Raw genomic sequence first — 25,284 nt, 5'->3', positions numbered from 1 at the left:
CCACTGTCCCCCCCCCCCCCCCCCTCCCTATCCGCGCCGGCCCGCGCCTCCGGGGCTGCTGGGGGCGCCCCCCGCCCCGCTCGCCCGCGCCCTCGGGCCTGGTCCCGCGCCGGGGCCGTCCGCGTCTCCGGGGCGGCTCTCCGGACCCGGTGGTCCGCGACAGTCCGGCGGGCCCGCACGGTATAGCCTTGGGGCCGTGATCAGGGTTGGAGTTCTCGGCGCCCGAGGGCGCGTCGGTGTCGAAGTGTGCAAGGCCGTCGAGGCGGCGGACGATCTGGAGCTGGTCGCGGCGGTCGACCAGGGCGACCCGATCGAGGAGCTGGAGCGCGCCGAGGTGGTGGTCGACTTCACCCACCCCGACGTCGTCATGGACAACCTCAAGTGGTGCATCTCCCACGGGGTCCACCCGGTGGTCGGCACCACGGGCTTCGACGCCGGGCGGCTGGCGACGGTCAGGGGCTGGCTGGACGCCAACCCGGGCGTCAACGCGCTGATCGCCCCCAACTTCGGCATCGCGGCGGTGCTCATGATGCACTTCGCCCAGCAGGCCGCCCGCTACTTCGAGTCCGCCGAGATCGTCGAGCTGCACCACCCCAACAAGGCGGACGCGCCCTCGGGCACCGCCCGCCACACCGCCGAGCTGATCGCCGAGGCCCGGCGCAAGGCGGGTTCCGCGCCGATGCCCGACGCCACCAGCACGGAGCTGGACGGGGCCCGCGGCGCCGACGTCGACGGGGTGCGGGTGCACGCGGTACGGCTGGCCGGGCTCATCGCCCACCAGGAGGTCATCCTGGGCGGCGCCGGAGAGATCCTGACCATCCGCCACGACACGATGAACCGCTCGTCGTTCACCCCCGGCGTGCTCCTGGGCGTGCGCCGGGTCCGTGAGCTCCCCGGCCTGACCGTCGGCCTGGAGCCCCTTCTCGACCTCTGACGGGTGTGACGAGGCCCGGTGCACCACACACGTCCTCGCCGCGCCGCTCCTCGGCCCTCCGGGGCTCCCAGGGGCCCCGGGGGGCCGTTCGTCGCGCGACCACGACGGGATCCGAGCCTGCCTGACCGCTTGGTCACGGCACCGAGCTCCGGCAGGAGGTGGGCAGGTCCCACCGGATGACCCTCATGGTCTGCGCGCGGTGCCGCGGTATCCTCCGGTTCCATGACAAGCACTCGATCTTCGACTGCGACCGAGGTCCGCTGGGCGCGGTCGGATGAGCTGGCCGGGCTGGTGGCGGTGGAGGTCGCGGCCGACGGGATCTTCGCCGAGGTCGGGATCACCTTCCCGCCGGGGACCACGATGATCGAGGAGACCGAGGACCCCGGTCGGGTGCTCGTCGCGGGTGACCCGCCGATCGGGTTCGCCATGGTCGGCCTGGTCGACGGGCAGCTCCACCTCGACCAGCTCGCCGTCCATCCCGACCACGGGCGCCGGGGAGTCGGCGGGTGCCTGCTGGAGGCCGTCTGCGACCACGCGGTCTCGACCGGTCTGGCCGCCGTGACGCTGACGACCTACCGCGACGTGCCCTGGAACGCCCCCTGGTACGCCCGGCACGGGTTCGCCGTGCTCGACCCCGCCGAGTGGGGTCCGGAGATGGCGGAGCTGGTGCGCCACGAGCGGGAGCTGGGCATCGAGATCGCTCCCCGCGTCGTGATGCGCCGCGTCCTCTGAGCCGCCCGTCGCCTCTCGGGCAGGAGCAGGGAAGGCATCCCCGAGCGGGTCAGAGCGCCAGGCCGATGGTCAGCAGCAGCCCGTACCCGAGCTGGAAGCGGCCCGTCTGCTGGAGCGTCGCGATGAGCGCCGGGCCCGTGGCGCCCGCCCGGACCGCCTTCACCGGGGCGACGGCGAGCGGGGCGGCGAGCAGCGCCAGCGCCGCGAACGGCTGCCAGGGGGCCAGCGCGGGGGCGATCAGCAGGGGCAGCACCAGGCAGAGGGTGTAGAGGACGCGGGTGCGGCGATCACCGAGCACCACGGCCATGGTGCGCTTGCCCGCCGGGCCGTCGGTCACGATGTCGCGCAGGTTGTTGACCACGAGCATCGCGCAGGCCAGCAGGCCGGCCGGGACGGCCGCCGCCACCGCGAGCGGAGGCAGGTATTCGAGCTGGACGTACGTGGTGCCCGTCACGGCGACCAGACCGAAGAAGACGAACACCGAGATCTCGCCGAGCGCGCGGTAGCCGTACGGGTTGGAACCGCCGGTGTAGAACCAGGCGGCGGCGATCGCCACGGCGCCGACCAGCAGCAGCCACCACGCCCCGGTGGCCACGACGAGCACCAGCCCCGCCACCGCGGCGGCGAGGAAGCACCCGAGGGCCGCGGCGAGGACCTGGCGGGGCGGCGCGGCACCCGAGCCGACCAGGCGCATCGGGCCGACCCGGCCCTCGTCGGTGCCGCGCACCCCGTCGCTGTAGTCGTTGGCGTAGTTGACGCCCACCTGGAGGGCGAGAGCCACGAACAGGGCCAGCAGGGCCCGCCACCACACCCCTCCGCCGTATCCGACCGCGACTCCGGTGCCGATGGCGACGGGGACGACGGCGGCGGGAAGGGTGCGTGGACGTGCTCCGGCGATCCACTGGCTCGGGGTGGCCATGGGGTGCGGTGTTCCTCTCCGGCTCTAGCTGATGTCGGTCGCCAGGCGGATCATCCGCACCGTGCGGCCCATGTCGATGACCCGTTCGGCTCCGTCGGCACCCCAGCCGGCGGACTCCAGGAAGCCGAGCACCGCGTAGTTGTCGGCGAACACCCAGGTCACGATGGTGTGGTAGCCGTCGTCACGGAGGTAGTCGACGGTGGCGTTGAGCAGCCGGCTGCCGTGACCGCGCCGGACGTGGTCGGGGTCGATGAGGAAGGTGAGCATCTCGCCGGCGGTGGTCGGGTCGAGGTCGGGGTCCTCTGCCGGGGCGTGCGAGGCCAGGCCCGCGACCTTCTCGGCGCCCTGCATCGCCGCCATGGCCTCGATGCCGCCGGGGCCGAGCGCGGGGAAGGCGTCGGTGTCGAGGACCACCTGCTCCACGGCCACCAGCACGCGGTGCCGGGAGCTGGGCGGCGAGGTGATCGCGTCGTCCCACTGCTGCCGCCACATGTTCTCGGCCGCCGGGCCGGTCATCTGCTCCAGCGGTCCTTCGGGAAGGAAATCCCGGTAGCCGTACTTCCAGGCGCGGATCTGGGTGCTCGTCACCGCGGCGACATCCTCGTGCCGAGCCGCCCGCACGCCTACGTCTGCCATCTCGGCCCGCTCCTTCTCTGCCGTCTGCCGTCGCCTCGGAACGCGCTGTCTCGCGGATCTCGTGCCACGCGAGCGGGCATCAGGCGGGTGGATCCGTGAGTCAGGCTCTTACACCGTATCGGGGAATCCGACTCAGAGATGACGTGAACCCGGCTCTGTCTGCCGACGGGCCCGATATGCCCTTGTCTTTGTGCGGTTGCCGCAGACCCTCATGGAGCACCACGAGCGTGAACGGTTCTTGGAGGAGTCGACGAACGCCCACTGGCAGGTGCTCTCGGCGCAGACCTTCAGGCGCGACCACATCCCGCCCGCGTGGGTGCCCATCACGGCGGCGGCGATCTCGGCCAGCCCGCCGAGCACTCCCGTCACGACCGGTTCGAGCACCGGCCCGTCGGCGGTCAGGGTGACCCTGAGCGGGAGAGCGGCGAACGCCCGCGGTAGCCCGGCCCCGTGGCCGTCCGCACCGCCGGGACGGTCATGGTCGTGCCGGAGCGCCGCGCGGAGGCCCTCGCGAAGGCCGACGGCCGTCGCCAGATCCGTCTCGTCGGCCACCTCTCCCGGCCGGATCAGGCCCCGCCCACCGAGCCAGGCGGCCAGCGCCGCGGGGGTGGGGATCGAGTCGGTGTCGCTCTCGACGTCGTAGGTGTTGACGAAGTCGATCACCAGGTCGGCGGGATTGTCCATGTCTTCACTCACCTCTTCGCAACCACTGTACGTCGTTAGGGGGTTGTAATTCCCTATCTCTCCCACCGGGGCGAGAGGTCAGGAGGCGACCAGGGCGGTGGCCAGTCTGCGGACGCCCTCGACCAGTTCGGCCGGGTGGACGGCCGCCGAGTGGGTCACCCTGATGCGGGGGCCGGGAGGCTCGGCCGGGTAGTAGATGCGCCCGGGGCTCACCAGGGCGCCCGCCCTCTTGGCCGCCTCCACCACGGCGTCCTCGTCCTGGTCGTCGGGCAGCCGTACCCACATGTGCAGGCCGCCGCGGGGGACGAGGTGGATCTCGGCGGTGGGTATGTGGGTGGTCAGGGCGGTGGCGAGGGTGTTCCTGCGGAACGTCAGCTCGGTGTTCAGCGCGGTCAGGTGGCGTCGCCAGGAGGGCGAGCTGACGAACTCCAGGGCGGTCTCCTGGAGCGGCCTGGCCACGAAGAACGACTCCACGAGCTGGTTCGCCCGTACTCGTCGTGCGGCGGGGCCCCTGGCGACGATCCCGGCGACCCGCACGCTGGGTGACAGGGCCTTGGTCAGGGAGTTGATGTGCACGACCGTGCCGTGGGTGTCCAGGGTGACCATGGGCGGCGGTGGCGGGGCCGAGGTCAGGTAGCGCGCGTAGTCGTCCTCGATCACGAAGGCCCCGGCGGCGCGGGCGACCGCCAGCACCTGCTCGCGCCGTTCGAGGGGCAGGATCGCGCCGGTGGGGTTGTGCAGGGTCGGCTGGCAGAAGAAGACCCGCGCCCCGGTGATGGCGAACGCCTCCGCCAGGAGCTCGGGTTTGACCCCGTCGCGGTCCATGGGAACAGCCGTCGCGCGGAGCCCGGCGGCCCGTGCCGCGGCCAGCGCGCCCGGATAGGTGGGTGTCTCGACGAGAAGGGGTGTGCCCGGGGCGGCGAGGGCGCGGAAGGTGTGAACGAGCGCCGCCTGCCCGCCGCTGACGACGAGGATGTCCGACGGGGCGATGTCGCCACTCAGCTCCCGGGCGAACCACCTGCGCAGCTCGGACACGCCGGCCAGGGGTGGCATCGCCCAGACGTCGGGCCGCCGCAGCGCGCGGGAGGCGGCGGCCGACAGGGCGCCGGAGGGGCGCAGGGCCGTGTTGAGATAGCCGCCGGTGAGCGGGATGACTCCTTCCGGCGGGGAGGCGAGCAGGCCGCTGACCCCGCTGTCGTCCACCATTCGGTCGCCGAGCGCCACCGTCTGCCAGGACATGTCGGTGTCGTCACCACCGTGCGTGATCGCCGGGGCCACGTAGGCGCCGCTACCGGGTTTCGTGATCACCCGTCCTTCGGCGGCGAGCCTGCCGATCGCGCGCGACACGGTCACAGGGCTCACGTTGTGTAATCGGACCAGCTCACGGCTCGACGGTAGCCTGTCGCCGGGGCGGAGTCGCCCTATCTCGTCGCGCAGCGTGGCGGCCAATCGGGCAATACTGCTATCGTCATTCATGAGAGATAAGAGTAGCGCTATCGTGCCAAATCGAGTAGCGGTCGGCGACACTCCGGGCGAATCCACGGTCGCGGGACTCGTGTCCTCCGATGTGACGGTTGTGACGGTGCCCGGCGCGATAGTGCGGGGAGAAACGCGCCAGGGCCGTAAAGGCGCCGGCCGTCGACCGGCCGGAGCGGCGCCATCCGGTGGCGCGCAGCCGGGCGAGCGGGAAAAGACGGCGAGGGCGCGGCGGGGGACCCTGCTGGCCGGGCTCGGGGTGCTGTCGTTCTCGGGATCGTTCCCCTCGGCGGTCTTCGCGATGAGGGGCTTCGACCCCTACCTGGTCGCGATCGGACGTGCCGCCATCGCCGCCGTCGCGGCGGTCGCCTTCCTGCTCGTGGCCCGAGCGCCGCTGCTGCCGCCCAGGTCGCAGCTCCGGTCGTACCTCGTGATCGTGGCGGGCGTGGTGTTCGGCTTCCCTCTCTTCAGCGGTCTGGCACTCGACGCCGGTGCCTCCACCTCGCACGCCGCCGTGGTGATCGGGCTGTTGCCGGCGGCCACCGCCGCCTGTGCGGTGCTGCGGGCCGGGGAGCGGCCCAGAGCGCTGTTCTGGGTGTCCTGCGGTCTCGGGGCCGTGGCGATCACGGCCTTCACCCTCAGTGTCGGCGGCGGTCACATCACCGGGGCCGACCTGCTGCTCGTCGGCGCCCTGCTGTCGGCCGCCGTCGCCTACACCGAGGGTGGGCGCCTGTCCCGCGAGACCCCCGGCTGGCGGGTGATCTCCCACGCCCTCGTCGTCGCCGCCCCGCTGACCGTGCCGATCACGGTGACGCTGGCGCTGACCACCGACATGCGGCCGGACGCCGTCTCGCTGGCCGGGTTCGCGTACGCCGGGCTGGTCTCGATGTTCCTCGGCTTCATCCCCTGGTACGCGGGCCTGGCCATGGGGGGCATCGCCCGCGCCGGGCAGACCCAGCTCGCCCAGCCGCTGCTGACGATGCTCTGGGCCTGGCTGCTGCTCGACGAGTCGGTCGGACCGGTCACGATCGCGGCGGCACTGGTGGTCCTCGCGTGCGTGGCCCTGACGCAGCGATCCCGCTCCTGAGAACCGAGGTGGGCGGGCCCTGTTGTGCCGTCGGTGATTCGCCGGAGAATGGGGGCGGAACATCGGCTTCCGCTCTGGCCGGGAGGATCCCGGCGGTGCGAGCGGAGGCCCTCCGACGGCGTAGGGAGACAACCCGTGGGCATGAACCTCGCGGTGGGAGACATGGTCGAGGACTTCGAGCTTCTCGACGAGACGGGCACGCGAAGGCGGCTCAGTGAGTTTCTGGCCAAGGGGCCGGTGGTGCTCTTCTTCTATCCGGCGGCCATGACGTCGGGATGCACGGCCGAGAGCTGTCACTTCCGCGACCTGGCGGCGGACTTCGCCGCCGTGGGGGCGACCAGGATCGGAATCAGCCGTGACGGGGTCGACCGGCAGGCGAGGTTCGCCCAGGCCAACCAGCTGGGCTTTCCGCTGCTGTCCGACCCGGACGGCGCGGTCGCCCGGCGCCTCGGCGCCCGCCGTACCGTCGCGGTGGGGCCCTTCCTCACCCGCCGGATGACCTTCGTCGTCGACGAGGACCACCGCCTCCTGGAAGTGATCCACAGTGAGACCCACATGGAGGCCCACGCGGACCGCGCCCTGGAGGTGCTGCGTTCCCGTCCGCACCCCTGACCGCTCGTCCGTCCGGGCGAAAGGCGCGGGCAGGGCGGTGGCCGAGGTCTCTCAGGGGTGCAGGGGGTGGGAGTAGACCAGGCGGAAGCGATCGCCGGGAATGATGATGTCACTGGTCTCCACCGGGCGGTCTCCGGCCCAGTGGGTGCGCTCGACGTGCAGGACGTTGACGCCCGCGGGCAGGGCGAGGGCGTCGCTCTCCGCGGGCTGCGGGACGCGGGTGTGGATCTGCTCGACGACCTCGGTGATCTTGACGCCGAAGGCGGACAGGCGGGCGACCAGGCTGCGCGGGCTCTCCTCGGTGACGGGCTCGCTGAACTCGGCGGGCTCGTAGGAGGTGGCCAGCTGGATCGGCTTGCCGTCGCCGCGGAAGAGGTAGCGGGTGCGGGTCAGCGGGGCGGATTCGTCCAGCCGGAGGCGGTGGGCGATGTCGGGGGTGGCGTCGGCGGGCTCGGCCCGCCAGTCCCAGGTGGCCCGGGTGCCCTGTGACCGGATGTCGGCCGCGAAGGGGGCGTGGTGGTCGTGGAAGCGCCAGCGGTGCAGCGGGAGCAGCGCCGGCTGTTCCCGCACGTAGTGGCCCGAGCCGACGCGGCCGACGATCAGGCCTTCGGCGGTGAGCACGCGCAGCGCGTGCCTGGCGGCGGTCTCGCCCACGCCGTACTTCCTGGTCAGCTGGGCGCGAGAGGGGATCGGGGAGCCGGGGGGAAGGGAGCCGTCGACGATCTGGCGCCGGATGTCGGCGACGACGCGCAGGTAGACAGGATCGGAGCTTGCCACGTGTCCATCCCTGGGTTCTGGGGCGTTGTCCCATCCTGTCGTATTCGATGCGCAACGCAGGGTGATGGTGGAGATTTGGAACTCCAACTTTGCGTGCCGCTCCCAGAAGTGCCCAAAAATATCTCAGAGACCGTGTAACGCCCGCGTAAGGAGCGCCGATTCAACGGTAGAGGTCGTCGATGTGTGTACCCCCGAGCACATATCGGCGGCCTCTTTTTCCTTCAAGGAATTCCCTGTCGCCACCGAAGTGGACAAAAGTATCGTTAGCTATGTAACCGGGCGGGAAGTTCTGGATGTCGATCCCGGCCCCTGATCACCCCAGGTCATCTCGCTTCTGCCTGGATCGATGCGGACGCTTCCGGTCGTGTGGCGGGCCCGGGGCCCCGCGGCGAGTGCGGATCGGAGTCCCTCGCCACGGTGTCGTATATCCGCGTGTACGGTGTGCAGCGGGCACCTCGGGGGGATGTTCACTCTTGGGCCCATCGGTGGACGGAGGTTAGGCGGGGTGGCGGGGTCCACCGTTTCAGCGGATCCAGGTAGCGTTCGGTCTATGGCAGCGCCAACTGGAACCTACGACGCCCCCTTCGGCCGCATGCTGACCGCCATGGTCACGCCGTTCACGAGTGACGGAGCGGTCGACTACGAGACAGCGCGTCGTCTGGCCACCTATCTGGTGGACGAGCAGCGCAACGACGGCCTCGTCGTGAGCGGCACCACGGGAGAGTCCCCGACGACCACGGACGAGGAGAAGGAGCGCCTGCTGCGCGCCGTCGTCGAGGCGGTCGGTGACCGCGCCACGGTCGTCGCCGGAGCCGGCACCAACGACACGCACCACAGTGTCGAGGTGGCCCGAGCCGCCGAGCGCGCCGGAGCCCACGGTCTCCTGCTGGTGACGCCGTACTACAGCAAGCCCCCCCAGGAGGGGATCTACCGTCACTTCTGTACAGTGGCAGACGCCACGGCCCTGCCGGCCATGCTCTACGACATCCCAGGTCGCAGCGGTGTGCCGATCCAGAGGGAGACGCTGACGCGGCTCGCCGGGCACGAGCGGATCGTCGCGGTGAAGGACGCCAAGGCCGACCTGTTCGAGGGGTCGCAGGTCATCGCGTCCACCGGCCTCGCCTACTACTCGGGCGACGACACGCTCAACCTGCCGTGGCTGTCGGTGGGGGCCGTGGGATGTGTCAGCGTGATCGGCCACGTCGCGGGCGCGGAGATCGCCGCGATGATCGAGGCGTACCGCTCCGGGGACGCGGCGGGTGCGCTCGCCATCCACCGCCGGCTGCTCCCCGTGGTCTCCGGGATCATGATGCAGGCCGGTGGCGCGATCATGGCGAAGGCGGCGTTGAACCTGGTGGGGCAGCCCGCGGGACCGATGCGGTCGCCTCTGGTGGAGGCGACCGCTGAGCAGCTCGCCAGGCTGCGCGAAGACTTGATCACGGGCGGTGTGAAGCTGCCCGACGAAGTTGTGACATGAGAGCGACGACCGCGGCCCTCACCGGCCGCATCCGGGAGGAACGAGAGTTTGCGAGAAAGAAGACACACTGGTCCGCTAGGGGACGGGGTGCTCGGCGAGGGAGTAGTCCTGCTGTCCACGGGGGCCTTTGCCGCATGTGAGACCTCTGAGAGAGGTGTGGCCTGATGAGTCACCCCCACCCCGAACTCGGGCCGCCGCCCGCGCTGCCCGAAGGCGCCCTGCGCATCGTCGCGCTGGGCGGCCTCGGTGAGATCGGCCGCAACATGGCCGTGTTCGAGTACGAGGGCCGTCTGCTGATCGTCGACTGCGGGGTGCTGTTCCCCGAGCCCGACCAGCCCGGCATCGACCTGATCCTGCCCGACTTCGAGTACATCCGGGGCCGCCTGGACGACGTCGAGGCCGTGATCCTGACCCACGCGCACGAGGACCACATCGGTGCCGTGCCGTACCTGCTGCGCGAGCGTCGCGACATCCCGGTCGTGGGGTCCAAGCTGACGCTGGCGCTGATCGAGGCTAAGCTCACCGAGCACCGCATCCAGCCGGTCAAGCGCGAGGTCGTGGAGGGAGAGCGGCACCGGTTCGGGCCGTTCGAGTGCGAGTTCCTCGCCGTCAACCACTCCATCCCGGATGCGCTGGCCGTCGCGATCAGGACCCCCGCGGGCATCGTCCTGCACACCGGTGACTTCAGGATGGACCAGTTGCCCAGTGACGGGCGGCTGACCGACCTGGGCGGGTTCGCCAGGCTCGGCGCGGAGGGCGTCGACCTGCTGATGTCCGACTCGACCAACGCCGAGGTGCCGGGCTTCGTCACCAGTGAGCGGGAGATCGCGCCGGTCATCGACGAGGTCGTCCGCACGGCGGGCAAGCGCGTGATCGTGGCGAGCTTCGCCTCCCACATCCACCGCGTCCAGCAGGTCATCGACGCGGCTGAGAAGCACGGTCGCAAGGTCGCGCTGGTCGGTCGCTCGATGGTGCGCAACATGGGCGTCGCCCGCGACCTGGGCTATCTGAGGGTCTCGCCGGGGCTGATCGTCGACTCCAAGGAGATCGAGGGCTGGCCGCCGGAGGACGTGGTGCTGATCTGCACCGGGTCCCAGGGCGAGCCGATGGCGGCGCTGTCGCGGATGGCCAACCGCGATCACCCGATCCGGATCGCCGAGGGCGACACGGTTCTCCTGGCCTCCTCGCTGGTGCCGGGTAACGAGACCGCGGTCAACAACGTGATCAACGGCCTGTCCCGCTGGGGCGCCCGCGTGGTGCACAAGGGCAACGCGAAGGTGCACGTCTCAGGGCACGCCGCCGCGGGCGAGCTGCTGTACGTGCTCAACCTGACGCGACCGTCCAACTTCATGCCGGTGCACGGCGAGTGGCGCCACCTGCGGGCGCACGCCAAGCTCGCCGCGCTGACCGGGGTGCCGGACGACCACATCGTGATCGCCGAGGACGGCGTCGTGGTGGACCTGGTCGACGGCCGGGCCAAGATCGTGGGCGCGGTTCCCGCCGGTTACGTCTACGTGGACGGCACCTCGGTGGGCGACGTCACCGACTTCGCGCTGAAGGACCGCCGCATCCTGGGCGAGGAGGGCTTCATCTCCATCGTCATCGTGGTGGACACCGCCACCGGCAAGCTCGCCGGAGGCCCGGAGATCCACGCCAGGGGGTCCGGCATCGACCCGGCCATGTTCGACGACATCCTGCCGCAGGTGGAGCGGGCGCTGCAGGAGAACGCGGCCGACGGGGTGGTGGACATCCAGCAGGTCCGCCGCGTGGTCCGCAGGACCGTGGGGCGCTGGGTGAGCGACACCTACCGCCGCCGCCCGATGATCGTTCCGGTCGTCATCGAGGTCTGATCCTCACCTCCGTACGGCGGCCGCACCGGTCGTCGTACGGACTCGGGTGCCCCCTCCCCGCCGGTCGGGGCGGGTCAGCAGACGCCGGGCAGGGAGCAGACCTTGGCCGCCATCTTCCTGGCGTCCCTCAACTGCTCGGTGAACTGGGCGTCGCTCACTTCGCTGTGGTACTCGCCCCCATGGATGTAGATCGCCAGGGCGCGGCCCTCGCGGACGACGACGGCCCGCCGGCCGCCGACGACGGGGCGCCCGCTCCTGTCGTAGCCCTGGACCGACATCCGCGCGGCCTGGTCCCCGATGCCGACGACCGGTCGCGCCGAGGCCTTGAAGACCACGGAGCCGGACTTGACGCGCTTGCACCTGTCGACCTGGGCGAGCAGGCCGGCCATGGCGCCGCGCGCGGCACCGGTGGAGCGGTAGATCACCAGTTGCTCGCCCCGGTGGAACTCGGGGGCGTGGTAGTCGACCGTCCGCGTGGCCACCCGGCCGCCGTCCACGGGCCTGCTCAGGTCGCACGGGTTGAATCCGAGGTTCTTGGTCGGCCTGTTGCTGATCTTCCACTCCTCCGCGTCCGGGTACCGCACCGGCCTGCGGGCCTCCGGCTCGTGCAGGAGGAAGTCCCGCGGGATCTTCCCGCCCGCCCTCCCCGTCTCGGCGAGGGCGGTGCCGCCCGCGAGGACGGTCGCGAGGACGGTGCCCGCCGCCGCCAGGCGGATCGCCGTCCGTGTCATGCCGGTCATGTCTCGTCTCTCATCCGTTCAGTGGTGATCCGATACATGTGGGACCCGGGTCGGGCGGGGAAAGTTCTGGCTCCGGAGGGAGTCGTTGTCCGGACGTCTGCGCCGACGGGCACCTGCCGGCAGTCGACGGGGGCGGGTCGGCGTGCTGACCAGCAGGCCCACGACCGTGGTCAGGGAAGGCGGTTCCATCGACAGGGCGCCGGCGGTGCCGGAGGCGATTTTCGCCGGCCGCGGCGGGGACGAGGCGGTCTACGTCGACAAGCTGGAGGGGCGCAGGCTCTACCGGATGCCCTCCCGGATCGAGTCATAACTGTTCATGAGATATCAGCTGATTTTGTGAAAGATCGGGTGAGGGGGGCACCCCCCCCGGCGAGTCGGCGAGCAATCCACCACCCGTCTCGTTAACCTCCCTAGCATGGCCACCCGTACGTCTAAAGGCTCCTCAGGAAAGCCCCCCGGCAAGGGCTCCCCCGGTCGCTCGGGCGCCTCCCAGGCCCGTACGGCCCCCGCTCGGCGGGCGTCCGCCAACCGGGGGAGGAGTGCGGGTGCGGCCCGCAGGCCGGCCTCGCCGCAGCACGACCCGATCAGCTGGGTTCTCACCATGATCGGCAAGCTGTTCATGGGCATCTGGATGCTCCTCGCGGGAGGCATCGGCAGCGCCGCGCGGGCCCTGGGGCAGAACGCGCGCGAACTCGACCCCGTCCACCGCCGCGACGGGCTCGGCCTGGCGGTGTTCGCCGGGGCGATCGTGCTGGCGGCCATGACCTGGCGGGAGAACACCGGCACGGTCTCCACGGTGGTCGACGAGGTCATGCGCGCCGTCTTCGGATCGCTGACCTGGCTGGTCCCGATCCTGCTCGTGCTGCTGGCCTGGCGGCTGCTGCGTCACCCCGACCAGAACGCCGACACCGGCCGGATGATCATCGGGTGGTCCGCCCTCACCATCGGTGTGCTCGGTGTCGTGCACGTCGTTCACGACACGCCGTACCCCTCGGGGGGCGGCTCGGACGGCATGGACAAGGTGGCGGCCGCCGGAGGCATGATCGGCTTCATCGTCTCGGCGCCCCCGGCGAGCATCCTGCCCTCCTTCATCACCATCCCGCTGCTGCTGATCCTGTCGGGCTTCGGCATTCTGGTGATCACCGCCACCCCGGTGCACCGGGTTCCCGAGCGGCTGGCCGAGATCAGGCACATGCTCTTCAATCGCGACCTGCCCAGCGCGCCGCGGGCGTCCAGGAAGCGGCCCACCACCCGCAAGAAGCCGGACTCCGGCGGGGCCGAGCTGGGCGACCACGTCAAGCCCTACGACACGCCCGTGGTCGCCGAGTCGCCGGTAGGGCTCGGAGGCCACTCCCCGGAGATCGTGCCCGGCCTGGTGGACGAGGCCGAATCCGCACAGGTCAGGGCCGACGCGTCCGAGCCTCCCGACCCGACCCCGGCACCGCGCAAGGTCGAGCAGCTCGTCCTGTCCCCGCAGGCGGGCCCCTACACCCTGCCCGAGCCGCAGCTCCTGCGCCCCGGCACCGCCCCCAAGCCGCAGACGAAGGCCAACACGGTGGTCGTCAACGCGCTGACCAGCGTGATGGAGCAGTTCGCCATCGACGCCCAGGTGATCGGCTTCACCCGAGGGCCGACGGTGACGCGCTACGAGATCGAACTCGGCCCGGCGGTCAAGGTCGAGAAGGTCACCGCGCTCACCAAGAACATCGCCTACGCGGTCAAGTCGGCCGACGTCCGGATCCTGTCCCCGATCCCCGGCAAGTCGGCGATCGGCGTGGAGATCCCCAACACCGACAAGGACCTCGTCTCACTGGGCGACATCCTGCGCTCCCCGGTGGCCCAGGCGGACCACCACCCGATGATCGTCGGGCTGGGCAAGGACGTCGAGGGGCGCACGATAGTGGCCAACCTCGCCAAGATGCCGCACCTGCTCATCGCGGGTGCCACCGGCGCCGGAAAGTCGGTCTGCGTCAACGGTCTGATCACCTCGATCCTGATGCGGGCCACCCCCGACGAGGTCCGCATGGTCCTGGTCGACCCCAAGCGGGTCGAGCTCAGCGTCTACGAGGGCATTCCACACCTCATCACGCCGATCATCACCAATCCCAAGAAGGCCGCCGAGGCCCTGGAGTGGGTCGTCGGAGAGATGGACCGCCGCTACGACGACCTGGCCGCCAGTGGCTTCCGGCACGTCGACGACTTCAACAAGGCGGTGCGTACCGGCAAGCTGGTGCCGCCGCCGGGCAGCGAGCGGGTCTACCAGCCCTACCCCTACCTGCTGGTGATCGTCGACGAGCTCGCCGACCTGATGATGGTCGCCCCGCGCGACGTCGAGGACTCCATCGTCCGCATCACCCAGCTCGCCCGCGCGGCCGGCATCCACCTGGTCATCGCGACCCAGCGCCCCTCGGTGGACGTGGTCACCGGGCTGATCAAGGCCAACGTCCCCTCCCGGCTGGCCTTCGCCACCTCCTCGCTGGCCGACTCCCGGGTCATCCTGGACCAGCCGGGCGCGGAGAAGCTCGTCGGCCAGGGCGACTCGCTCTTCCTGCCGATGGGCGCCAGCAAGCCCATGCGGCTGCAGAACGCGTTCGTCTCCGAGAAGGAGATCGGCGAGATCGTCGGGCACTGCAAGGCCCAGATGGCCGTCGAGTACCGCGACGACGTGGCCGCCGTGGCGACCTCCAAGAAGGAGATCGACGAGGACATCGGCGACGACCTCGACCTGCTGATCCAGGCGGCCGAGCTCATCGTGACCACCCAGTTCGGTTCGACCTCGATGCTCCAGCGCAAGCTCAGGGTCGGCTTCGCCAAGGCGGGCCGGCTGATGGACCTGCTGGAGAGCAGGAACGTCGTCGGGCCCAGCGAGGGCTCGAAGGCCCGGGAGGTCATGGTCAAGCCCGACGAGCTCCCCGGCCTGCTGACCGACCTGCGTGGAGGATGACACACCGGGAGGGAACGGACCCCCCGCCGCACACCTCCCGTCCGGTTACTGATTGAATGGGGATCGCTACGCAACGTCGGGGGCTGAGGGGCGTGCGCCATGGGCATTGGAAGCGATCTGGCGGATGCCAGGCGGTCGATGGGGATGACCGTTGGGCAGTTGAGCGCGCGGACACGCATCCGCGAGGTGCTCATCCAGGCGATCGAGAGGAACGACTTCTCCCAGTGCGGGGGTGATTTCTACGCGCGGGGCCATATAAGAAACATCGCCAAGGTCGTCGGGCTCGATCCGGAGACGCTGGTGCACCGCTACGACGAGCAGCACGGGGGTGTTCCGCTGCCGGTGCGGGCCTCCAGTGTCTTCCAGGCCGACATGCCACTGAAGATCCGTGAGCGCCGCTCGCCCAACTGGACGACGGCCATGGCGGTGGCGCTGGGCATCGTGGTCATCTTCGGAGTGGTGCGGACCATGGGCGGGGGCGACACGCCCATAGCGGACGGCCATCCCGTGCCGGTGCCCGCCGCACTGCCGCCGCCGGCCGGCAGCGCTCCCGGCTCACCGGGCCGGGCGGCGTCCCTGGCCGAGAAGAAGCGCAAGGACATGGTCGTCCTCCAGGTCAGGGCGGAGCGCACCTCCTGGCTGGACGTGGAGGACGCGGGCGGCAAGAGGCTCTTCTCCGGAACGCTCAAGGAGGGCAAGACCTCGACCTGGAAGGCGAAGGACAGGATGAGGGTCACCTTCGGCGACGGGGGGGCGTTCACCCTGAAGGTGAACGGCAAGAACCTGGGTGCCCCGGGGAGCCCGGGGCAGATCGTCAACCGCTCCTACGACGCCCCCGCCGCCAAGGAGCGCTGACGCGGCGACCGGGAGTTCTGCCGGGGTCGCGGCGACGGCCCCGGCCAGGCTCGTGGATCACCCGGTCGGGTGAACGTCCCTGGTCGGCGCGGTGGTCCTCATCTTCCGGACTCCCGTCTTCACGGCGGGATGTCCGAGGCGGACGGGGATGCGGCGGTGCTGGAGTGGGGGAGGTGCATCGGGTAGTGGCCAACTCCCGATACCGTAGTGTTCACCATGTCATCCCGCCGAACCGCATCGCTGATCACACTTGGTTGCGCACGCAACGAGGTCGACTCCGAAGAGCTCGCCGCTCGTCTTGAGGCTGCCGGCTGGCAGCTGGGCGACGACGATCCCGACGTCGTCGTCGTCAACACGTGTGGCTTCATCGACTCAGCGAAAAAGGACTCCATCGACACGCTGCTCGCCGCGGCCGACTCCGGGGCCAAGGTGGTCGCCGCGGGTTGCATGGCGGAGCGGTACGGTGACCAGCTCGCCGAGGCGCTGCCCGAGGCCGCGGCGGTCATCTCCTTCGACGACTACACCGAGATCGGCACCCGCCTCGACGACGTGCTGGCGGGCAGGCCGCTCGTCCCGCACAGCCCCCGTGACCGCAGGACCCTGCTGCCCATCTCGCCGGTGGAGCGTGCCGCCGCCCCCAAGACCGCCATTCCCGGCCACGGTGAGCTGCCCGAGGGCCTGGCACCCGCCAGTGGTCCCCGGCCGCTCCGCAAGCGCCTGGGCGAAGGGCCGGTGGCCTCGCTGAAGCTGGCCTCCGGCTGCGACCGGCGCTGCACGTTCTGCGCCATCCCCGCCTTCCGCGGGGCGTACGTCTCGCGCCGCTCCGAGGAACTCCTCGGTGAGGCCGCCTGGCTGGCCGAGCAGGGCGTCAAGGAGCTGGTGCTGGTCAGCGAGAACTCCACCTCCTACGGCAAGGACCTGGGCGACCTGCGGGCGCTGGAGAAGCTGCTGCCCTCGCTCGCCGCGACCGAGGGCATCAAACGGGTGCGCGTCAGCTACCTGCAGCCCGCCGAGCTCCGCCCGGGGCTGCTGGAGATCATCTCCTCGACGGAGGGGGTGGCCCCCTACTTCGACCTGTCCTTCCAGCACGCCAGCGGTCCCGTGCTCCGCCGGATGCGCCGCTTCGGTGACCCCGCGCGCTTCCTCGACCTCCTGGAGTCGATCCGCGCCCACGCCCCCGAGGCGGGTGTGCGCTCCAACTTCATCGTGGGCTTCCCCGGCGAGACCGAGGAGGAGTTCGGTGAGCTGGTGGGCTTCCTGGAGCAGGCCAGGCTCGACGTGATCGGCATCTTCGGTTACTCCGACGAGGAGGGCACCGAGGCGGCCTCGCTCCCGGGCAAGCTTGACCAGGAGATCGTCGACGCCAGGGTGTCCGCGCTCACCGAGCTGGCCGAGGAGCTCATGGCCCAGCGGGCCGAGGAGCGGATCGGCACCGAGGTCGACGTCCTGATCGAGGAGGACCTGGGCGACGGCGGCTATGAGGGGCGCGCCGCCCACCAGGGGCCCGAGGTCGACGGCTCGGTGACGGTCCAGGGCATCGGGCTGGTCCCCGGCCAGATCGTCCGGGCCGTCGTGGTCGACTCGGAGGGGGTCGACCTGATCGCCCGCATCAAGGCGGCCCCATGAACGCGCCACCGGGCCGGGAGAGCGTATGACCAACACGCCAGAGACCGGCACCGACTCGACAGCGACACCCGCGCGCCCCAAGGTGAGCGCCTGGAACATCGCCAATGTCGTGACGGTGATACGACTGGCGATGGTTCCGTTCTTCGCGGCCTGCCTCTTCCTGCCGGGATCCGGCTGGAGGGTGGCCGCGCTGGTGGTCTTCATGGTGGCCTCGCTCACCGACCTGCTCGACGGCGAGCTGGCCCGCCGCTACGGCCTGATCACCGATTTCGGGAAGATCGCCGATCCGATCGCCGACAAGGCCCTCATCGGTGCCGCACTGATCAGCCTGTCGGTGCTGGGGGAACTGCCCTGGTGGGTCACCATCGTGATCCTGGGCAGGGAGCTGGGCGTCACCGCGCTGAGGTTCGCGGTCATCCGGCACGGCGTCATCCCGGCCAGTTACGGTGGGAAGGTGAAGACCGTCCTGCAGATCGCTGCGATCGTCTCCTACATCTGGCCGGATGTGCCCGACCCGATCCGCTGGGTCGTCATGGGAGCGGCGGCCGTCGTCACCGTCGGCACCGGCCTTGACTACGTGATCCGGGCGATCAAGCTCAGGCAGGTCGCGAAGCGGGCGCGGGCCGTATGAGCCACCGCCTGCTCGCGACGACCACGGTCCTCTCCCTTCTCGTCCGCAGGGGCGAGACGGTGGCGGTGGCCGAGTCACTGACCGCCGGGCTGATCGGAGCGGCCCTCACAGAGCCGCCGGGAGCCTCCGCGGCCTTCCTGGGAGGGGTCATCTCCTACTCCAGCGAGCTCAAGCAGCGGCTGCTGAACGTCCCCGCGGACCTGCTCGACCGCGAGGGCGCCGTGCACCCGCAGGTCGCCGCCGCCATGGCGACCGGGGTGCGCCTCCTGGCCGGCTCCACCTACGGTCTGGCCGTCACCGGTGTGGCCGGTCCCGAACCACAGGATGGTAAACCGGTCGGTACGGTTCATCTCGCCGTTAGTGGTCCGGACGGACGGGTATGGCACCGGGATCCGCAACTCGCGGGGACTCGTGAGCAGATCCGGGAATCGACGGTGAATGAGGCCGTAGACCTTCTCCGAGGTGTGCTGGAGGCGAACCTGGGGGAACATTCCGGGTGATTACCGCGTTACGTCCCCAGCGAACATGCTCCCCATGGTCTGCCGCGGTGTCGGTGGATACAGGTACGGTGGAACTGTGAGTGAGGTAAAGGTCAAGCGATGATGACGGCGAGGAGTATGTACCAAGGGTCGCGTTCGAAGAACGGGCGGCACGAACCGATAGCGCGGAGTGTCGCGAAGGCATCCGCGCCGGGGAGGGAGCGACAGATGGTCCTGCTGCGTCAGCTGCTCGGTGACGTGCTGCGGCGGCTGAGGGTGCGGCAGAGTCGCACCCTGCGTGAGGTGTCCACACTGGCTCGGGTTTCTCTTGGCTACTTGTCCGAGGTGGAGCGTGGGCAGAAAGAGGCCTCTTCGGAGCTGCTCGCGTCGATTTGCGGTGCCCTGGGCGTGCCGCTTTCACAGGTTCTCCGTGAGGTCTCCGACCAGTTCGCGTTGGCCGAACTCCAGCACGCTCCGGTGCTGGCGGGCGATGTCCCCGAGCGGGAGCGTCTGCCGATTCCCGAGACCGTGCCCGATTCCGTCTTCCCCGAGGTCAACGACATGGTCGCCGCCTAGCTGGTCGGTTCTTCCGGCTGGCAGTGACGGCACCAGACGATCAGCCGTTCCTGCGGCTGTGCCCCCATCTCCCCGCGACTGATCCGATGCCCGCAGCGCAGGCAAGGCCGCCCGGCCCTGCCGTAGACCCAGGTGCCCCGTCCCGGACGGGGGTCGCCCGTCGTGGTCCTGCTCGGGCGTTCCTTGTTCGCGTCCATCAACCGTCGCGCGAGCGAAACGATCGCCTCCAGATCCTTTACCGCACCCACCGGTCGCCACGGCCACACCCTGGTGAGAAAAAGCGTCTCGGCGCGATAGATGGTGCCGATTCCCGCCAGGTTGCGCTGATCGAGCAGCGCGACCCCGATGCTCGTCTCGGGCCGCCGCGCCAGCCGCCGTACGGCTTCGGCCTCGTCCCAGTCCTCTCCGAGCAGGTCGGGTCCGAGATGCCCGACGAGCCGCCCCTCCTCCTCGGCTCGGACCAGGTCGACCATGCCCAGCCGGACCCCCACCGCCTGCCACTCCGCGTTGGCCAGCACCAGGCGGACGACGTCGCCCCGGGGCAGTCCCCGCCCCGAGGGCGAGATCTGCCAGCTCCCGTCCATCCGCAGATGGGTGTGAACGGTCAGGCCACCTTCGACGCGGGTGAGCAGGTGTTTGCCGCGTGAGACGGTCTCCAGCACCGCACGCCCGGTGAGGTCGGCCGTGGAGTGGCGCGGCACACGGAAGTCCGAGCGGGTCAGCGTCCGCCCGTCGAGTGCCCGGCAGAGCCGCAGTGCGGCCTGGTGGACGACGTCACCCTCGGGCATGGCACCCGCCGGGAGACACGTGCCGGCCGCGGGTAGGCGGTACCGGCACGATCACGGGGGACGTCGCGGGCGGCACGGTCAGTCCCAGGCCGCGGGGTCGGCGGACAGGCTGCGAACCCGCTCGGGAAGGGCCCCGGTGGCCACGTTCTCAAGCGTGACCTCTTCCAGGATCGCCCGCTCACTGGCGCGCAGCGCGATCCAGACCTGCTGCAGCGACTCGGCGGGACCCCGGTAGCCGACGTGCTCGGGCCGCTCCCCTCTGACGTTGGCAAGTGGGCCGTCAACGGCACGGATCACATCGGCCAGGCTGATCTCGGCGGGCGGGCGGGCCAGCACGTAGCCCCCCTCGGGGCCACGCTGGCCGCGGACCAGCCCGGCGCGGCGCATTTGGAGCAGGATGTTCTCAAGATACTTGGGAGGCATGTCCTGCTCTTTGGCCAGCTCCCCTACCGTGGTGGGGCCATCACCTGCGGCGGCGAGTTCGGCGGCGGCACGGAGGGCATAGTCGACACGAGCGGATAGGCGCATGTAACCGATTATCCCGCCTGCTATTGGTTACTTACGCGCGAGGTCCACCGAGACGTCGGACGGCGTCCGTCGCCCTCGGTGAGGACGGGGCCGTACGGCGACGCGCCGGTGGGTCCCGGCGCGTGCACGACGTAGCGGTGGGGGGCCATCGCGGAGGTGCGGCCCGGCAGCAGGGCGAGGCAGGCCGCGTGGATCTCCTCGGCGGTTCCTGAGGTGACGTGGCAGGTCAGAAGCCCGTCCGGAGTGCGTGCCACGAGATGGGGCCTTCCCTGGACCGCCTCACCGACGAGCCGCTCCACCGCGCGGAGGCTCACCCAGCAGGAGTCGGTGTAGATCCAGTCCGCATCACGCTCGATAGGCGAAATTCCCGATATATTCGTAATGTCGCAAGCTTGGACATCCCCGCCTCCGGCCGCGATCAGGAGCCGGGCGAGCCCGGTCCCGAAGCCCTCCGCCTGCTCCCGGCTCATCACTCGCGGATCGATCCAGAGCGTCAGATCCACCACCTCCTCCAGCCGGTTGGCCCAGAGCGCGAGGTGTGCGGGAAGCGAGGCCTCCGGCAGCCAGTCGCACTCGACCTCGGCGGCGGGCGCCGGTTCCGGCTCGGAGGCGGTGACACCGCTCATGTCGTTGAAGACGCAGTCACGGGCGAAGTTCACCCCCCGCTCGGCGTTGACCGCCTCGATCACCTCCCAGAGCGCTGTGGAGTCGAAACGGCTGTGCTGGTACGCGGAGAGGGAGGCGCCACGGAAGCGGCGGACGGCCTCGTCGAAGGTGGGGGCGTCCAGCTCCGCGGTGATCAGCGCGTCCTGGGCCAGCGGCCCGACGTAGTCGCGCAGCTCGGGCCGTACCCGATTGCTCGCCAGCGACGCGATCACGCAGGTTCGCTGCGTGTTCCACAGGCCGATCAGGACGCCCAGCGCGGCGAGTGTGATCGCCGATCGGCTGGCCCCCGTACGGCTCGCGATGGCTCCCAGCGCCTTGGCCGCCGGCGCCGAGCGGACCCGCAACCGGGGGCGGATCGCGTCGGCGTCGGCGCTCTCGTCGACCGTGAACATCGACTGCGGTGCCCGCCGCAGGCCGCTCTCCCAGTACCGCAGCGCCGCCTCGGTCCGGCGCAGGGCCGCGGGGGTGCTCTCGGCGGCCGCGAGGTCCAGCGGTTGCATCGGGTACGGCGCCGGTACGGCGATTCCCCGGATCAGGCGCTCCCACTCCCTCATGAGGGTGGCCAGGCCGATGGCGTCGACCGAGGTGTGGGGCAGGACGAACACCACCAGGCGAGGGTCCTCGCCCTCGGTGATCACGGCGACCCGGATCGGAAGCTCGTCCTCCAGATCGAACCGGGTGCCCTGCATCCGCAGGCCCACATCCTCGGCGACCTCGTCCGCAAGGCCGGTCCCGGCACTGTGCACCCCGACGGGCAGCGAGCCGGAACCGGCCACGACCTGGACGCCGGAGTGGATGGTGGCCCGCAGTCCCTCGTGCCGGGAGAGCAGCCGCCCGATCGCCTCGGCGACGGCGGGCAGGGACCTTCTCCCGGGGAGGCGCCTGGTGACGCGGAAGTTCATGTGCAGCGGCGGGTCGCGGAGCACGCAACGCGCCATGTTGGCCTGGCCCATGGTCACGGGCCCCTGCCGGTCCTGTGGCCCCGTGTAGTCGGCCGCGATCCTCATGACGGTATCCATGTCGAGACCTGCCTCGTCACCGGTCGGCCAGGGGCTTACTGAAAAGAATCTTTACCATTTCCGGGAGTGTTCCACGCGCCGTGTCGACGTCGCAAGCCCTTGATTTTCTGGATTCGCGGTGGTTCGCCGACTCCTGGGCGACGGTGTGCGGGCGGCACGCGAGAACCGGAGGGGCCCATCCTGGAGGACGGGGCGGTAGGCGGGACCGCGGCGTGGCGGGGGACCCTCGCGCACCTCCGCCGGGCCTCCGCCGGGCTAAACTATCAGGAAGTCTTATTAATGAATAGAACCGTTATTCTTGCTTGAATGTAATTGCGACGGGGAAACGGCGAACAAGAGAGCATGCGTATGGAGCGACGTCCTGGCGTGCCCAGGCTATTGAGGGAGATCAACGACAGGGCCGCCCTGGAGCTGTTGCTCGCCTCCGGGCCGCTGACGCGGGGGCAGATCGGGGAGCTCACGGGTCTTTCCAAGGTGACGGCGTCCCAGACGCTCGCCCGTCTGGAAGGGCGCGGCCTGGTGGAGGTGGCGGGGGAGCAGGCGGGGGGCCGCGGGCCTAATGCCGCGCTTTATGGGATTATTTCCTCCTCGGCCTATGTGGCGGGCCTGGATGTCGGCCCGGAATTCGTCACGACCGCCATCGCGGATATCCATGGGGAGATCGTCGCCGAAGTGCGGGTGGCGCCGAACGGGCATGAGGATCCGGTCGCTCTGGTGCACAGCGGGGTGGTCAAGGCCTGCCGGTCCGCCAAGGTCGCGCTCTCCAAGCTGCGCGCGGTCGTCATCGGCACTCCGGGCGTGGTCGACCCCCGCACCGGCGACGTGCGGTTCTCCTTCGACCTGCCGGGCTGGCACGAGGGCATCCACGAGGCGCTCGCCCGCGACCTGCGCCGCGACGTCAGGATAGAGAACGACGTGAACCTCGTCGCCATCGCCGAGCGCACCCTGGGTGCCGCCCGCGAGGTCGACGACTTCGTGCTCCTGTGGGTGGGCCGCGGCATCGGCCTCGGTGTCGTGCTCGGCGGGCGGCTGCACCGCGGCCGGTCCGGCAGCGCGGGTGAGATCGGCTACCTGCCGGTGCCCGGCGTGCCGCTGGCCGAGGACGTGCGGGCCGTGCCCGGCAGGCTGCCGTCGCTCGCCGGTGGCCTGCAGTCCCTGGTCAGCGCCGAGGCGGTCGCCGAACTCGCCGCGACGTACGGCTTCGAGGGGGAGAGCGCCGCCGAGTGTGTCGCGGCGGCGGTCGCGGCGGGGGAGCGGGGAGAGCCTCTGATCAACGACATCGCCGGGCGGCTGGCGCTGGGCGTGGCGTCGGTGTGCGTCGTGCTCGACCCCGGGCTCGTGGTGCTCGCCGGCGAGGTCAGTACGGCCGGAGGTGACGCGCTCACCTTCAGGATCGAGGAGGCGGTGGCCAGGAGCTGCCCGGTCCGGCCGCAGGTGGTGGCCAGCGAGGTGACCGGCAACCCGGTGCTGCGCGGGGCCGTCATAGCGGCTCTGGAGCAGGCCCGGGAGGAGATCTTCGCCTCCTGAGGCGTGTTTTGTGGATCTTCGCCTGCGCTGCGGAATGGCCGGACGGATGCCCCGCGACGACAACGCCGCGGGGCATCCGTCCGGGCGACCGCGATAGGCGGAAAGATCCACAAAACACGCTTTAGTTCCGCGGCCGGTGGTGGCCCGCCAGGAGTTCGGCGGCGGCCCGGCCCGAGGCGGCGGTCGCGCCGTGGGTGGTGATGTGCGTGGCACCGGGGGTGGCCGGACCGGGCAGCCCCATCTCCACCACGATCGCGTCGGGGCGGCGTGACAGCAAGGCGCCCAGGCGGTCCGCGACCCAGGCGTGCCGGTGGGCGTCGCGGACCACGATCACCAGCGGGCGCCCGGCGGCGGGCGGCGGGAGCGCGTCCTCGGCACCGAGCCGGAGAGCCGTCGTGCCCGGCAGTAGCGCGGCCAGCGGCGAGGCGACGCCCCACGGGGTGGCACGGTCGACGGCGATGTTCGTCTCGGAGACGAGCTCGATCACCTGCGGCGCCGAGGGCAGCGGGAGCCCGTCGCCGCGGACCCGCAGGGCCCGCCTGGCCGCGGCGAGACCGGCGGGTCCGCCTCCCGGGTCCGCCGCCCCGGCCGTCCGGCGTCGCGCGGCGGACCAGGCGGCCAGGCGGCGGACCCGGGAGGCGGCCTCGGCCAGGCGTTCCTCGGGAAGGGTGCCGTCGGCCACCGCGGCCATGATGGCGTTGCGGATGAAGCCGACCACTCCGGGCCCCTTGCGCTCGCCGCCCACGCAGATCGCGTCGGCCCCGGCGGCGAGGGCGCGGACCGCCGCCCCGGTCACGCCGTACCGCCCGGCGACCGAGGGCATCTCCACGCCGTCCGTCACGATCAGCCCGTCGAAGCCGAGTTCCTCCCTGAGCAGCCCGACCAGGATGCGGCCGCTCATGGTGGCGGGAGAGTCGGGGTCGTAGGCGGGGACGAGCAGGTGGCCGGTCATCACGGCCCGCACCCCGGCCTCGATGACGGCCCGGTAGGGCGGGAGCGTGGTGGCCGCGAGTTCCTCGGCCGAGTAGGCGACGGTCGGCAGGTCGTCGTGCGAGTCGACGGCGGTGGCGCCGTGGCCGGGGAAGTGCTTGGCGCAGCCGGCCACCCCGGCGGACTGGAGGCCGGTGACCCAGGCGCGGGCGTGCCGGGCGACCAGCCAGGGGTCGGTGCCGAACGCGCGGGTGCCGACGACGGGGTTGTCCAGGTCGGAGTTGACGTCGACCACGGGGGCGTAGTTGAGGTTGATGCCCGCGGCGGCCATGTCCAGCCCGACCTCTCGGGCGATCAGCTCGGTCAGCCCGGGGTCGTCCACCGCGCCGAGTGCGAGGTTGCCGGGGCGCGAGCTGCCGGTGAGCGCCTCCAGCCGGGTGACGTCGCCCGCCTCCTCGTCGGTGGCGATCACCACATCGGGATTCTCCGCGCGCAGGGCGGCGGTCAGCGTTCTGACCTGCTCGCCGTCCACGAGGTTCCGGGAGTAGAGCGCGACCCCGCCGAGCCCCCCGGCGAGCCGCCTCCGCAGCCAGTCGGGCGCCTCCACGCCCACGAATCCGGGTTGCAGCACGGTGTCGGCAAGCTCGGCCAGTTCGGGGCTCGCGCCATTCGGCCCGCCCGTCCGGCCGCCACGAACGATCATCAACGCCTCCGGCTTGGTTCGTCACACGTCGCTTGTCTCAGGCGTACCACATGTGTAGCATTCGGGAGGCATAAATAAAAAAGAAACT

The 25,284-nt window shown here is 70.8% G+C and carries 25 protein-coding genes; 15 read left to right on the top strand and 10 right to left on the bottom strand.

Annotated elements, in window-relative coordinates:
* Nucleotides 1-196: 196 nt before the first annotated feature.
* From dapB to ABT130_RS14205, 3 genes are all read left to right on the top strand, one after another.
* Nucleotides 197-934, top strand: a complete 738-nt coding sequence (gene dapB, locus ABT130_RS14210; RefSeq protein ID WP_350913047.1) for a 4-hydroxy-tetrahydrodipicolinate reductase — start codon at nt 197-199, stop codon at nt 932-934.
* Nucleotides 935-1,110: 176 nt separating this feature from the next.
* Nucleotides 1,111-1,212: a hypothetical protein gene (locus ABT130_RS47775; protein WP_502992140.1), complete on the top strand. Its 102-nt coding sequence runs from the start codon at nt 1,111-1,113 to the stop codon at nt 1,210-1,212.
* A 13-nt stretch (nt 1,213-1,225) separates the two neighbouring features.
* Nucleotides 1,226-1,666: a GNAT family N-acetyltransferase gene (locus tag ABT130_RS14205; protein WP_502992139.1), complete on the top strand. Its 441-nt coding sequence runs from the start codon at nt 1,226-1,228 to the stop codon at nt 1,664-1,666.
* Nucleotides 1,667-1,715: 49 nt separating this feature from the next.
* On the opposite strand, the gene ABT130_RS14200 is transcribed toward ABT130_RS14205, so the two are convergent.
* The 4 genes from ABT130_RS14200 to ABT130_RS14185 all read right to left on the bottom strand — a co-directional run bounded on the left by ABT130_RS14200 (nt 1,716) and on the right by ABT130_RS14185 (nt 5,381).
* The gene (locus tag ABT130_RS14200) at nt 1,716-2,585 is read right to left on the bottom strand and encodes a 1,4-dihydroxy-2-naphthoate polyprenyltransferase (RefSeq protein ID WP_350913051.1); all 870 of its coding nucleotides are present in this window, start codon (nt 2,583-2,585) and stop codon (nt 1,716-1,718) included.
* A 24-nt stretch (nt 2,586-2,609) separates the two neighbouring features.
* On the bottom strand, nt 2,610-3,221 hold the full coding sequence (locus ABT130_RS14195; RefSeq protein ID WP_350913053.1) for a GNAT family N-acetyltransferase: 612 nt from the start codon (nt 3,219-3,221) through the stop codon (nt 2,610-2,612).
* Between the two features lie 132 nt (nt 3,222-3,353).
* A complete protein-coding gene (locus tag ABT130_RS14190) occupies nt 3,354-3,917 on the bottom strand; it encodes a CGNR zinc finger domain-containing protein (protein WP_350955669.1) in 564 nt (187 codons plus the stop codon).
* A gap of 66 nt (nt 3,918-3,983) precedes the next feature.
* A complete protein-coding gene (locus ABT130_RS14185; RefSeq protein ID WP_350955667.1) occupies nt 3,984-5,381 on the bottom strand; it encodes an aminotransferase-like domain-containing protein in 1,398 nt (465 codons plus the stop codon).
* A gap of 106 nt (nt 5,382-5,487) precedes the next feature.
* On the opposite strand from ABT130_RS14185, the gene ABT130_RS14180 reads away from it, so the two are divergent.
* Nucleotides 5,488-6,468 (top strand): DMT family transporter, encoded by a 981-nt coding sequence (locus ABT130_RS14180; protein ID WP_350955666.1) that lies wholly within the window; start codon nt 5,488-5,490, stop codon nt 6,466-6,468.
* 141 nt (nt 6,469-6,609) lie between these two features.
* The gene (locus ABT130_RS14175) at nt 6,610-7,080 is read left to right on the top strand and encodes a peroxiredoxin (RefSeq protein ID WP_350913431.1); all 471 of its coding nucleotides are present in this window, start codon (nt 6,610-6,612) and stop codon (nt 7,078-7,080) included.
* A gap of 51 nt (nt 7,081-7,131) precedes the next feature.
* Here the strand turns inward: ABT130_RS14175 and ABT130_RS14170 are convergent, their stop codons facing one another.
* A complete protein-coding gene (locus ABT130_RS14170) occupies nt 7,132-7,857 on the bottom strand; it encodes a GntR family transcriptional regulator (protein ID WP_350955664.1) in 726 nt (241 codons plus the stop codon).
* 550 nt (nt 7,858-8,407) lie between these two features.
* Between ABT130_RS14170 and dapA the strand changes: the two genes are divergently transcribed.
* Together dapA and ABT130_RS14160 are read left to right on the top strand one after the other, a co-directional pair.
* On the top strand, nt 8,408-9,334 hold the full coding sequence (gene dapA / locus ABT130_RS14165) for a 4-hydroxy-tetrahydrodipicolinate synthase (RefSeq protein ID WP_350913063.1): 927 nt from the start codon (nt 8,408-8,410) through the stop codon (nt 9,332-9,334).
* Nucleotides 9,335-9,498: 164 nt separating this feature from the next.
* Nucleotides 9,499-11,184 (top strand): ribonuclease J, encoded by a 1,686-nt coding sequence (locus ABT130_RS14160; protein ID WP_350913065.1) that lies wholly within the window; start codon nt 9,499-9,501, stop codon nt 11,182-11,184.
* A 74-nt stretch (nt 11,185-11,258) separates the two neighbouring features.
* On the opposite strand, the gene ABT130_RS14155 is transcribed toward ABT130_RS14160, so the two are convergent.
* Complete coding sequence (locus ABT130_RS14155) at nt 11,259-11,924, bottom strand: hypothetical protein (protein ID WP_350955662.1); 666 nt, start codon at nt 11,922-11,924, stop codon at nt 11,259-11,261.
* Nucleotides 11,925-12,066: 142 nt separating this feature from the next.
* Between ABT130_RS14155 and ABT130_RS14150 the strand changes: the two genes are divergently transcribed.
* From ABT130_RS14150 to ABT130_RS14120, 7 genes are all read left to right on the top strand, one after another.
* Nucleotides 12,067-12,234: a hypothetical protein gene (locus ABT130_RS14150; protein ID WP_350955660.1), complete on the top strand. Its 168-nt coding sequence runs from the start codon at nt 12,067-12,069 to the stop codon at nt 12,232-12,234.
* A 105-nt stretch (nt 12,235-12,339) separates the two neighbouring features.
* The gene (locus ABT130_RS14145; protein WP_350955658.1) at nt 12,340-14,868 is read left to right on the top strand and encodes a DNA translocase FtsK; all 2,529 of its coding nucleotides are present in this window, start codon (nt 12,340-12,342) and stop codon (nt 14,866-14,868) included.
* Between the two features lie 159 nt (nt 14,869-15,027).
* Nucleotides 15,028-15,723 (top strand): helix-turn-helix domain-containing protein, encoded by a 696-nt coding sequence (locus ABT130_RS14140; RefSeq protein ID WP_451935458.1) that lies wholly within the window; start codon nt 15,028-15,030, stop codon nt 15,721-15,723.
* A 216-nt stretch (nt 15,724-15,939) separates the two neighbouring features.
* Nucleotides 15,940-17,349, top strand: coding sequence for a 30S ribosomal protein S12 methylthiotransferase RimO (gene rimO, locus ABT130_RS14135; RefSeq protein ID WP_350955656.1), 1,410 nt, complete (start codon nt 15,940-15,942; stop codon nt 17,347-17,349).
* Nucleotides 17,350-17,374: 25 nt separating this feature from the next.
* Nucleotides 17,375-17,980 (top strand): CDP-diacylglycerol--glycerol-3-phosphate 3-phosphatidyltransferase, encoded by a 606-nt coding sequence (pgsA, locus tag ABT130_RS14130; RefSeq protein ID WP_350913078.1) that lies wholly within the window; start codon nt 17,375-17,377, stop codon nt 17,978-17,980.
* Entirely contained in the window at nt 17,977-18,480 is a 504-nt protein-coding gene (locus tag ABT130_RS14125) for a CinA family protein (protein WP_350955654.1), read from the top strand. The genes pgsA and ABT130_RS14125 overlap by 4 nt, the downstream gene beginning before the upstream one ends.
* Before the next feature lie 207 nt (nt 18,481-18,687).
* The gene (locus tag ABT130_RS14120) at nt 18,688-19,035 is read left to right on the top strand and encodes a helix-turn-helix domain-containing protein (RefSeq protein WP_030904158.1); all 348 of its coding nucleotides are present in this window, start codon (nt 18,688-18,690) and stop codon (nt 19,033-19,035) included.
* Here the strand turns inward: ABT130_RS14120 and ABT130_RS14115 are convergent.
* The 3 genes from ABT130_RS14115 to ABT130_RS14105 all read right to left on the bottom strand — a co-directional run bounded on the left by ABT130_RS14115 (nt 19,032) and on the right by ABT130_RS14105 (nt 22,024).
* Nucleotides 19,032-19,823, bottom strand: coding sequence for an Fpg/Nei family DNA glycosylase (locus ABT130_RS14115; protein ID WP_350955652.1), 792 nt, complete (start codon nt 19,821-19,823; stop codon nt 19,032-19,034). The two genes, ABT130_RS14120 and ABT130_RS14115, sit on opposite strands and share 4 nt — an antisense overlap.
* Before the next feature lie 78 nt (nt 19,824-19,901).
* On the bottom strand, nt 19,902-20,351 hold the full coding sequence (locus ABT130_RS14110) for an RrF2 family transcriptional regulator (RefSeq protein WP_326637143.1): 450 nt from the start codon (nt 20,349-20,351) through the stop codon (nt 19,902-19,904).
* 20 nt (nt 20,352-20,371) lie between these two features.
* Nucleotides 20,372-22,024 carry a condensation domain-containing protein gene (locus ABT130_RS14105; protein ID WP_350955650.1) on the bottom strand — a complete coding sequence of 551 codons (1,653 nt, stop codon included), beginning with the start codon at nt 22,022-22,024 and terminating at the stop codon, nt 20,372-20,374.
* A 360-nt stretch (nt 22,025-22,384) separates the two neighbouring features.
* On the opposite strand from ABT130_RS14105, the gene ABT130_RS14100 reads away from it, so the two are divergent.
* Nucleotides 22,385-23,563: an ROK family transcriptional regulator gene (locus ABT130_RS14100; RefSeq protein ID WP_350913087.1), complete on the top strand. Its 1,179-nt coding sequence runs from the start codon at nt 22,385-22,387 to the stop codon at nt 23,561-23,563.
* Between the two features lie 121 nt (nt 23,564-23,684).
* Here ABT130_RS14100 and ABT130_RS14095 read toward each other — a convergent pair whose 3' ends face one another.
* Nucleotides 23,685-25,196: a glycoside hydrolase family 3 protein gene (locus tag ABT130_RS14095; RefSeq protein WP_350955648.1), complete on the bottom strand. Its 1,512-nt coding sequence runs from the start codon at nt 25,194-25,196 to the stop codon at nt 23,685-23,687.
* Nucleotides 25,197-25,284 lie beyond the last annotated feature (88 nt).

Origin of the sequence: Streptosporangium sp. NPDC001681 (genome assembly GCF_040298085.1) — a bacterium.
In the GTDB taxonomy this organism is placed as follows: domain Bacteria; phylum Actinomycetota; class Actinomycetes; order Streptosporangiales; family Streptosporangiaceae; genus Streptosporangium.
Note: the sequence above shows the minus strand (reverse complement) of the source record. Positions and strands in the feature narration are given on the sequence as shown.